The sequence below is a fragment of the Pseudomonas sp. B6002 genome (genome assembly GCF_013385985.1).
GTDB lineage: Bacteria > Pseudomonadota > Gammaproteobacteria > Pseudomonadales > Pseudomonadaceae > Aquipseudomonas.
This window is the reverse complement of the sequence record NZ_JACAOY010000008.1, coordinates 141,084-150,225: the sequence shown is the minus strand read 5'-3', so window position 1 is coordinate 150,225 and position 9,142 is coordinate 141,084. Positions and strand designations below refer to the sequence as shown.

At 60.0% G+C, this 9,142-nt stretch carries 9 protein-coding genes; 5 read left to right on the top strand and 4 right to left on the bottom strand.

Annotated features, from left to right (window positions below; genetic code table 11):
• Nucleotides 1-134: 134 nt before the first annotated feature.
• Nucleotides 135-1,049 (top strand): DUF808 domain-containing protein, encoded by a 915-nt coding sequence (locus HX792_RS13115; RefSeq protein ID WP_176996504.1) that lies wholly within the window; start codon nt 135-137, stop codon nt 1,047-1,049.
• Between the two features lie 89 nt (nt 1,050-1,138).
• Here HX792_RS13115 and HX792_RS13110 read toward each other — a convergent pair whose 3' ends face one another.
• Entirely contained in the window at nt 1,139-1,927 is a 789-nt protein-coding gene (locus tag HX792_RS13110) for a VacJ family lipoprotein (RefSeq protein ID WP_176996503.1), read from the bottom strand.
• Nucleotides 1,920-3,218 (bottom strand): serine/threonine protein kinase, encoded by a 1,299-nt coding sequence (locus tag HX792_RS13105; protein WP_176996502.1) that lies wholly within the window; start codon nt 3,216-3,218, stop codon nt 1,920-1,922. Before HX792_RS13105 ends, HX792_RS13110 begins: the two co-directional genes overlap by 8 nt.
• A 236-nt stretch (nt 3,219-3,454) precedes the next feature.
• On the opposite strand from HX792_RS13105, the gene HX792_RS13100 reads away from it, so the two are divergent.
• Entirely contained in the window at nt 3,455-3,823 is a 369-nt protein-coding gene (locus HX792_RS13100) for a hypothetical protein (protein ID WP_176996501.1), read from the top strand.
• A 113-nt stretch (nt 3,824-3,936) separates the two neighbouring features.
• Here the strand turns inward: HX792_RS13100 and HX792_RS13095 are convergent, their stop codons facing one another.
• Nucleotides 3,937-5,490, bottom strand: a complete 1,554-nt coding sequence (locus HX792_RS13095; protein WP_176996500.1) for a glycosyl hydrolase family 17 protein — start codon at nt 5,488-5,490, stop codon at nt 3,937-3,939.
• Nucleotides 5,491-5,823: 333 nt separating this feature from the next.
• Here HX792_RS13095 and HX792_RS13090 point away from each other — a divergent pair, with 333 nt between their 5' ends.
• The 3 genes from HX792_RS13090 to HX792_RS13080 all read left to right on the top strand — a co-directional run bounded on the left by HX792_RS13090 (nt 5,824) and on the right by HX792_RS13080 (nt 8,924).
• The gene (locus tag HX792_RS13090; protein WP_016972152.1) at nt 5,824-6,675 is read left to right on the top strand and encodes a glycine betaine ABC transporter substrate-binding protein; all 852 of its coding nucleotides are present in this window, start codon (nt 5,824-5,826) and stop codon (nt 6,673-6,675) included.
• Between the two features lie 282 nt (nt 6,676-6,957).
• Nucleotides 6,958-7,269, top strand: coding sequence for a DUF485 domain-containing protein (locus HX792_RS13085; RefSeq protein WP_176996499.1), 312 nt, complete (start codon nt 6,958-6,960; stop codon nt 7,267-7,269).
• Complete coding sequence (locus tag HX792_RS13080; protein WP_176996498.1) at nt 7,266-8,924, top strand: cation acetate symporter; 1,659 nt, start codon at nt 7,266-7,268, stop codon at nt 8,922-8,924. The genes HX792_RS13085 and HX792_RS13080 overlap by 4 nt, the downstream gene beginning before the upstream one ends.
• 12 nt (nt 8,925-8,936) lie before the next feature.
• Here the strand turns inward: HX792_RS13080 and HX792_RS13075 are convergent.
• Nucleotides 8,937-9,142 (bottom strand): hypothetical protein (locus HX792_RS13075; protein WP_176996497.1); only part of this gene is annotated, 206 nt, incomplete at its 5' end.

Here is a 9,142-nt window from a genome sequence, read left to right as displayed (position 1 = left end):
CAGCGTGGTTGACGGGGCGTCTGAGATCACAAGCCAGATCAAAAGCAGAGCAACCGTTGTTTGTGCGGGTGTCTATATTCCTTCGTAACGCTCGCGGTATATTCGCGGCACTTTAAACGCAGGAAGCCCGAATCATGGCAGGAAGCAGCTTGTTGGTACTGATCGACGACATCGCCGCTGTGCTCGACGATGTGGCGTTGATGACCAAAATGGCGGCCAAGAAAACCGCCGGGGTGTTGGGCGATGACTTGGCGCTGAATGCCCAGCAGGTCTCGGGCGTACGCGCCGAGCGGGAGATTCCCGTGGTGTGGGCGGTGGCCAAGGGCTCGTTTGTCAACAAGCTGATCCTGGTACCGGCCGCCTTGTTGATCAGCGCGTTTGCACCCTGGGCGGTCACGCCGTTGTTGATGCTGGGCGGGGCGTACCTGTGTTTTGAAGGCTTTGAAAAGCTCGCGCATAAATTTCTGCACAGTCAGAGCGACGACAAGGCTGAGCATGCGCAGTTGGTTGAAGCTGTTGCGGACCCGGCGACCGACCTGGTGGCTTTTGAAAAGGACAAGATCAAAGGCGCGATTCGCACGGACTTCATTCTCTCTGCCGAAATCATTGCCATCACCCTGGGCACGGTGGCGGACGCGCCTTTGATGCAGCAGGTGGTTGTGCTGTCGGGTATCGCCATTGTCATGACCATCGGCGTCTATGGGCTGGTGGCCGGCATCGTCAAGCTGGACGACCTGGGCCTGTGGCTTACGCAGAAACCGGGTCAGGCAGCGCGCCGTATCGGCGGCGCAATCCTGCGCGCGGCCCCGTACATGATGAAGAGCCTGTCGGTGATTGGTACGGCGGCGATGTTCCTGGTGGGCGGTGGCATCCTCACCCATGGCGTGCCGGTGGTGCATCACTGGATCGAAACGGTCAGCCAGGGCGCGGGTGGGGTGGCCTGGTTGGTGCCGACGCTGCTCAATGGCGTGGCGGGAGTGATTGCCGGAGCGGTGGTATTGGTCGTCGTTCAAGTAATTGGCAAGGTATGGCGAGCGGCGAAGGGCTGATGTTGATTGCCCCACGCAGACCGCGGGAACCCTCAACGTTGCAATAAAAAAGGCCATTCAATCGAATGGCCTTTTTTTGTGGGCGCTGTTTACTCGGCAATCTGCAACTTGCGCGACTCGGTATAGATGTACCGCACTTTTTCATACTCAAACGGCGAGTTCATCTGCCCATAACGGAAGCTGGTCTGGTAGCGCTTGTCCACGGCGCGCAGGGCCCAGATTTCCGGGTGGTTTTCGCTGACCTTGGACACGTTGAGGAAGTTGATCTCGGTTTCTGCGCCGTAGTCGACGATCAGGCCGGTGGTGTCGCGCAGGTTCGATGGGCCGAAGATCGGCAGCACCAGGTAGGCGCCACCGGGGACCCCGTAGAAGCCCAGGGTCTGGCCGAAGTCTTCGCTCTGGCGCGGCAGGCCCATGGCGGTGGCCGGGTCCCACAGGCCGGCGATGCCGATGGTGGTGTTGAGCAGCAGGCGCCCGGTGGTTTCCAGGGAGCGGTGGCCCTTGAGTTGCAGCAGGCTGTTCAACAGGTTGGGCACGTCGCCCAGGTTGTTGAAGAAGTTGCTCACGCCCGTGCGCAGGAAGCTCGGCGTGACGTAGCGGTAACCGTCCACCACCGGCAGGAACACCCATTGGTCGAAGCGGTAGTTGAAGTGGTACACGCGACGGTTCCACGACTCCAGCGGGTCGTAGACGTTAAGCGCTGTCAGCGAGGAACGCTCGAACTCACGCTGGTCCAGGCCGGGGTTGAACTTGAGCTTGGACAGCGGCTCCTTGAAACCATCGGCGTCGACCTTGACCGGTTCATGAGCCTTGCTGTTGTCGGCATTGGCCACGCCTGCGCACATCAGGGCGGCGAGCAGCAGAAGATATTTAGCCACGGAAGAACTCCAGCATGGCGTCGGCGTTGACGCGGTAATTGAGGTTGCCGCAGTGGCCGCCCAGCGGGTAGACGGTCAAGCGATCGCCGAAGGTTTTACGCAGGAAGCCGAGGTCGCCAGGGCCCAGGATCACGTCGTCGGCGTTGTGCATGACGGCGATTTTCGGGCTGTTGTGCAGGTAGTCCTTGAGGGCGTACAGGCTGACCTGATCGACCAGTTGCAACAGGCTGCCGCCATCGGAGCGGGCGCGCCACATCGGGATCACTTGCTCGGTGAGGTAGCAGTCGAAGTCGCATTGCAGCGCACGCTTGAGGAACGGCGTGAGGCTGGTGCCTTCGGTGATCGGGTATTTGGGCGGAATGATCAGGCCGCGGCGGTTGATCAGGTCCGAGGTGAAGGCGATGTCGGCCGCCGAAAAGCGGAACGAGGTGCCGATCAGCATGGCCATCTGTTCGTTGGTCAGGTGCTGCTTGGAGTTCTGGAAGTCGTAGAGCAGGGCGTCATTGAGGTCGATGTAGCCCTTTTGCTGGAAGTAGCGGGTCAGTTTGTTCAGCACCAACTCATAGAAAGTAGTGGTGTTGTTGATGCCTTTGACCTCGGTCTGCACCAGCTTGTCGAGGTTGGTGATCGAGGTGTAGAGGTTGACCGGCGGGTTGAGCAGCAGCACTTTCTTGAAGTTGAAACTGCGGCGGGTCTCGTCCAGTTTGCTGACAAATGCCGCATCCAGGCCACCCAGGCTGTAGCCGGTGAGGTAGAAGTCGGTGATCGGCAGCGAGGCGTTCTGTGCGCGCACGGCTTGCATCACGCGGTACATGTCTTCGGCGTCTTCCTGGGTGATACCCGGGGTGGCGAAGCGCGAGGCGGCGCTGATGAAGTCGAAACTGGTGGGCGATGACAGCTGCACCACGTGATAGCCGGCCTGGTAATACAGCTTTTTCAGGTATTCGTTGATGCTGCTATCAAAGCGCGCACCAGTGCCGGCGATCAGGAAGATCAGCGGCGCAGCGTGGTCCTGCTTGGCGATGCGGTAGGTGAGTTTCTTCACCGCCCAGAAGTTGTCCGGCAGGCTGAATTCGCGCTCGGGGCGCATCGTCAGGCTGTAGTCGGACTGGTTGATCTCGTCGTCACTCGGCAGCTTGGGCCGCAGGTCCGGCGGGGTGGTGGCGATGGTCGCTTCGAACGGGTTGGTCAGAGGGAAGCCATAGGTGGCTTGGTCGATGTCGACCGCCAGTGCTGACGCACTCAGAAAAAGGCTGCCCAGCAGGGCAGCACAGCGCAAGGAACGGAGCATGACTTAATCCCTAAGAGGAAACGTGCTGAAAGATGTTCGCAGGCTATGACCACCGCGCTGTCGCCGAAGTGCCATCACTCGGCACGAAAAGTCGGAAAAAGCGTGGGAATCCGGGTAATAGTAGCCAGACGATACACTTTGCCACGCGTTGGTGAACACTAATTGTGTGTATGCGCCTTGCCAATGGCCACCGGGGCATTAAGCTGAGCGCCGTTTTTGCCTATCGGAGTGCCCCAATGTCCCGTCGTTTACCCTGGATCCTGCTGCTGATTGCCCTGCCGTTATGGCTGGCCGCCAGTTATGGCGCACGTTACGGCTTCATGGAGGATGGACGGTGGGTCGGCATCTGTGCCGATGAGGCCAGCCGCTGGGAATGCCAACTGCGCTCGAACCTGGGCCTGATGATCCACTTCAAGGTGATGGGCTGGGCGGCGCTGGTCACGGCGGTGCTGGCGTTTTTTGTGCCGGGCCGTGCGGGATGGGTGCTGGCGGTGCTGGGGATGCTGTTTGGCCTGCCGGCGCTGGCGTTGTACAACACCACGTTTGCGGTGTTTGCGGTGGTGATTGCCGGGTTGCGGTTGGTCAGGAAGCCACGGGTTGCCTGATAGGGCCTTATCGCAGGCAAGCCAGCTCCCACACTTGACCGCATTCCAAAGGATGTACTCGGTCAAATGTGGGAGTTGGCTTGTCGGGTCGCCGCATCGCTGCGATAGCGGTCTCAGGTTTTGCGCACTCGCAAGCAACGCCACAACGCTGCAACCATCAACACGCTGACCACTGCCCACCCCCACGCCTGCTGGTTCAACAGGCCTTCACGGTACAACTGCGGCGCAATGCCGGCACCGATGATAAAGGCCAGCAGCGCAATTTCCCGACGCGGCCCGGTCACCGGACGCACCAGGTACACCAGCGCCGGCAATACCAAGGCCGCACTCGGGAAGCTGCGGTAGCGCGGGTCGAACACCAGTGCCAGCATCATCACCGCGCCGGCAAACCCGGCGATCGCCACCAGCCAACCGGCGCGCTGCTCCAGCCAGTTGAATGCGCGTTCACGCCAACCTTCCCGGGCGCTCAAGGCCAGTGCGGCGTGAGCCAGCACCAGCAGGTTCAACACCACCAGCAAGCCTGCCCACACCCATTCGTCATTAAAACGTGCGGTCACGCGGGTCAGCTCGGCCCAGGTGCCGATGGAGCAGGCGGCAACGGCGCCGAGCAGAGGCAGCAGGACTGCCGAGCGTGTGTTACGTACGCAACCGCCAAGCGCCAGTGTACCGAGCAGGATCACCCCGCCCACCCCGAGCCACAGCGGCCAGTACGGCACATTGCTCACCGGGCCGGCGAGGATGCCCTTGTCTTGGCGATCGGCATCGAATAAGCCCCAGTAACCGCCCACTGCGCCTTCACTGGCACGTTTCCACGGCTGGTCGAAGGCTTCGATCAGGTTGTAGTGCCACCCGTTGGCTTCGGCCATCGCCACGAACCCGCGCATGAACTTGGCCTCGTTGACCCGGCTCGGCACGGCAGTTTCACGTTGGCGGCCTTCACTGGGCCAGCCGGTTTCGCCGATCAGCACATCCTTGGGGGCGAACTTGTTGCCGAAGGTCTGGCGCACATCGCCCACATGCTTGAGCGCCTGGTCGATGCCCGACGGGTCATCTTCCCAGTACGGCAGCAGGTGGATGGTGAGGAAGTCCACGGCCGGGGCGATTTCCGGGTGCTGTAGCCAGAACTCCCACACGTCGGCGTAGGTCACCGGTTGCTGGATATGGCTTTTGACTTTGTGGATCAAGGTCACCAGCTGCTTGGCGGTGACTTCCTTGCGCAGCAAGGCTTCGTTGCCGACGATCACGGCGGTCACGACATCCGGGTTGGCGTTGGCCGAGGCGATCAGTTCGTCGATTTCTTTCTCGGTCGCCACCGGGTCGCTGCTGACCCAGGCGCCGGCCATCAGCTTCAATCCATGCTTGCGTGCCATTTCGGGCAGGGCTTCCAGGCCGGTCATGGAGTAGGTGCGAATGCATTCGAAGCGGGTGGCCAGCAAGGCCAGGTCGGCGTCCATGCGCTCGGGGCGCAGTTTGAACGGCTGGTCGAACGGGGATTGGTTTTTGTCGAAGGGCGTGTAGGACGCGCATTGCATCTTGTGGCTGGCGCTGGCGACGTCCGGCAACACCACGGGCCGGCCGAGGCCGTACCAGTAACCGACGAGGGCCAGCAGGCCGAGGACAAAGGCGAGGAAATAGGGCAGGGCAGGGAAGCGGGCAGTCGCGGGCATGGTCGGCTTATCTGGAAGAGCAAAGGCGCGCATCTTACCCGGATTTGCCCCGTCCCAGTGGGGCAGCATAATTTTGACATGCAAAGTTCGGGCGGGATTTTGACGCCATATCCTGCAAAAGGTCTTGCTGGCGTTGTGATGTCGTTTCTTGCTCACCTGAGGTCGCAGGCAGAGCAGGTTCCAAGCCCCGTCAGGTTGATGATCAAAGGGTCAGCACTCCACTGATGTGGCAGCAGCCGGATCGATGCGCGTGAAGGGGGCGCGGTGCACCACATAACAACTAGGTTGACGTCGCTCGGCATCCGTCGGGCGCAGCACTTTCGGGGAAGTACTATGAAGATGCGACGACTCTTGGGCGCAGCTGCCACTCTGGTAGTTGCGATGAGCTCCACACTGGCCAGCGCCGACAGCAAAACCCTGAGCATCGGCTATGTGGATGGCTGGTCCGACAGCGTGGCTACCACCCACGTGGCGGCAGAAGTGATCAAGGAAAAGCTCGGTTATGACGTGAAACTGCAGGCGGTCGCCACCGGGATCATGTGGCAAGGCGTGGCCACCGGCAAACTCGACGCCATGCTCTCCGCCTGGCTGCCCGTGACCCACGGTGAGTACTGGGCCAAGAACAAGGACAAGGTGGTCGACTACGGCCCCAACTTCAAGGACGCGAAGATCGGCCTGATTGTGCCGGAGTACGTCAAGGCCAAGTCCATCGAAGACCTCAAGACCGACACCACCTTCAAGAACAAGATCGTCGGCATCGACGCCGGTTCAGGCGTGATGCTCAAGACCGACGAAGCCATCAAGCAGTACGGCCTCGACTATAAACTGCAAGCCAGTTCGGGCGCCGCGATGATCGCCGAACTGACCCGTGCCGAAGACAAGCAGGAATCCATTGCGGTGACCGGTTGGGTGCCACACTGGATGTTCGCCAAGTGGAAGCTGCGTTTCCTCGACGACCCGAAAGGCGTTTACGGTGCCGCTGAAACCGTTAACAGCATCGGCAGCAAGGGCCTGGAGAAGAAAGCGCCGGAAGTCGCAGCCTTCCTGAAGAAATTCCAGTGGGCCTCCAAGGACGAAATCGGCGAAGTCATGCTGGCGATCCAGGAAGGTGCCAAGCCTGATGCCGCAGCCAAGGATTGGGTAGCCAAGCACCCTGAGCGTGTTGCTGAGTGGACCGGTAAGTAACCGTTAATCTGTAGAAATTACGCCGCAGACCTAATGTGGGAGCGGGCTTGCCCGCGAAAGCAGTGTGTCAGTCGATGCATAAGCCGACTGAACCACCGCATTCGCGGGCAAGCCCGCTCCCACATATTTGTCTGTATTCAGGCTGTTGTTTATTTGTTGGCCGCAAAACTTGCGAAGTGGCGATCTCCATCTACTACTAAGGTCGTCTGGAACCTCTACGGCAGCCGCATACAGTGGATACGTTCCAAAATAATAAAAAGCTGTGCTGCGAGGATAAAAACAATGAACGACAGCATTTACCTCTCGATTCAAAACAGCCCGCGTTTCAAGGAGCTGGTGAGAAAAAGGGAACGATTCGCCTGGATTCTCTCGGCAATCATGCTAGGGCTCTACTCCGCTTTCATCCTGTTGATCGCCTACGGGCCACAAATACTGGGGGCCAAGCTCAGCCCCGGTTCCTCGATTACCTGGGGCATTCCCCTGGGCGTCGGACTGATTGTGTCCGCCTTCATCCTGACCGGCATCTATGTACGCCGGGCCAACGGCGAATTTGACGACCTGAACAATGCGATTCTCAAGGAGGCTGCGCAATGATCCGGCGTCTATTGGCTGTATTCGGCGCTTCGCTGTTTGCTCCGGCCGTTTGGGCGGCGGATGCATTGACCGGTGAAGTGCACAAGCAACCGCTGAACGTCTCCGCCATCGTGATGTTCATCGCGTTTGTCGGTGCCACCCTGTGCATCACCTACTGGGCGTCCAAGCGCAACAAGTCGGCGGCCGACTACTACGCGGCCGGCGGCAAGATCACCGGTTTCCAGAATGGCCTGGCGATTGCCGGTGACTACATGTCGGCGGCGTCCTTCCTGGGGATTTCCGCGCTGGTGTATACCTCCGGTTATGACGGCCTGATCTACTCGATCGGCTTCCTGGTGGGCTGGCCGATCATCCTGTTCCTGATCGCCGAGCGCCTGCGTAACCTGGGCAAGTACACCTTTGCCGACGTGGCGTCCTACCGCCTCGGGCAAACCCAGATCCGCAGCCTGTCGGCCTGTGGTTCGCTGGTGGTGGTGGCGTTCTACCTGATCGCGCAGATGGTGGGGGCGGGTAAGCTGATCCAGCTGCTATTCGGCCTGGACTACCACGTGGCGGTGATCCTGGTGGGCATCCTGATGGTGCTCTATGTGTTGTTCGGCGGCATGCTGGCAACCACCTGGGTGCAGATCATCAAGGCGGTGCTGCTGTTGTCCGGCGCGTCGTTCATGGCGTTGATGGTGATGAAACACGTCAACTTCGACTTCAACGTCCTTTTCTCCGAGGCGATCAAGGTTCACCCTAAAGGTGAAGCGATCATGAGCCCTGGCGGCCTGGTGAAAGACCCGATCTCGGCGTTCTCCCTCGGGCTTGCGCTGATGTTCGGTACCGCTGGCCTGCCGCACATCCTGATGCGCTTCTTCACCGTCAGTGACGCGAAAGAAGCCCGCAAGAGTGTGTTCTACGCTACCGGTTTCATCGGTTACTTCTACATCCTGACCTTTATCATCGGCTTTGGCGCGATCCTGCTGGTCAGCACCAACCCGGCGTTCAAGGACGCGGCAGGCGCCTTGCTGGGCGGTAACAACATGGCGGCGGTGCACCTGGCCAACGCGGTGGGTGGCAGCATTTTCCTGGGCTTCATTTCGGCTGTTGCCTTCGCCACCATTCTGGCGGTGGTAGCCGGCTTGACCCTGGCCGGTGCTTCGGCGGTGTCCCATGACCTGTATGCCAGCGTAATCAAGAAAGGCAAGGCCAACGACAAGGATGAGATTCGCGTCTCGAAGATCACCACCATCGCCTTGGGCGTGTTGGCTATCGGCTTGGGCATCCTGTTCGAAAGCCAGAACATTGCGTTTATGGTCGGCCTGGCATTCTCCATTGCAGCCAGCTGTAACTTCCCGGTGTTGCTGCTTTCCATGTACTGGAAAAACCTCACCACCCGTGGCGCGATGATCGGCGGCTGGTTGGGCCTGATCAGTGCGGTTGGCCTGATGATCCTGGGCCCAACCATCTGGGTCTCGATCCTGCACCATGAAAAAGCCATCTTCCCTTACGAGTACCCGGCACTGTTCTCGATGATCATTGCGTTCATCGGCATCTGGTTCTTCTCCATCACCGACAAGTCGGCGGCGGCAGACAAGGAACGTGCGCTGTACTTCCCGCAGTTTGTGCGTTCGCAGACTGGTTTGGGGGCGAGCGGGGCGGTTAACCACTAATCGCTCTGGCTGTTACAAAAAAATGCCCCGGTCGCGAGATCGGGGCATTTTTTTGCTTTTATTGGTAACAGATACGACAAAACTGTTTCTCAGATCCTGCACCAATAAAAGTTGTAGGCGGGCGGTGCGCGATCCGTTGTAGGAGCCCGGCTTGCCGGCGATGGCGTCCTTGAGTTTGGCGCTGATCTCTCGGGCCCCATCGCTGGCAAGCCAGCTCC

Coding starts and splice junctions, on each gene's coding strand:
- HX792_RS13115 (WP_176996504.1), top strand. CDS start 135: ATGGCAGGAAGCAGCTTGTTGGTACTGATCGACGACATCGCCGCTGTG.
- HX792_RS13105 (WP_176996502.1), bottom strand. CDS start 3,218: ATGCTCCGTTCCTTGCGCTGTGCTGCCCTGCTGGGCAGCCTTTTTCTG.
- HX792_RS13100 (WP_176996501.1), top strand. CDS start 3,455: ATGTCCCGTCGTTTACCCTGGATCCTGCTGCTGATTGCCCTGCCGTTA.
- HX792_RS13095 (WP_176996500.1), bottom strand. CDS start 5,490: ATGCCCGCGACTGCCCGCTTCCCTGCCCTGCCCTATTTCCTCGCCTTT.
- HX792_RS13090 (WP_016972152.1), top strand. CDS start 5,824: ATGAAGATGCGACGACTCTTGGGCGCAGCTGCCACTCTGGTAGTTGCG.
- HX792_RS13085 (WP_176996499.1), top strand. CDS start 6,958: ATGAACGACAGCATTTACCTCTCGATTCAAAACAGCCCGCGTTTCAAG.
- HX792_RS13080 (WP_176996498.1), top strand. CDS start 7,266: ATGATCCGGCGTCTATTGGCTGTATTCGGCGCTTCGCTGTTTGCTCCG.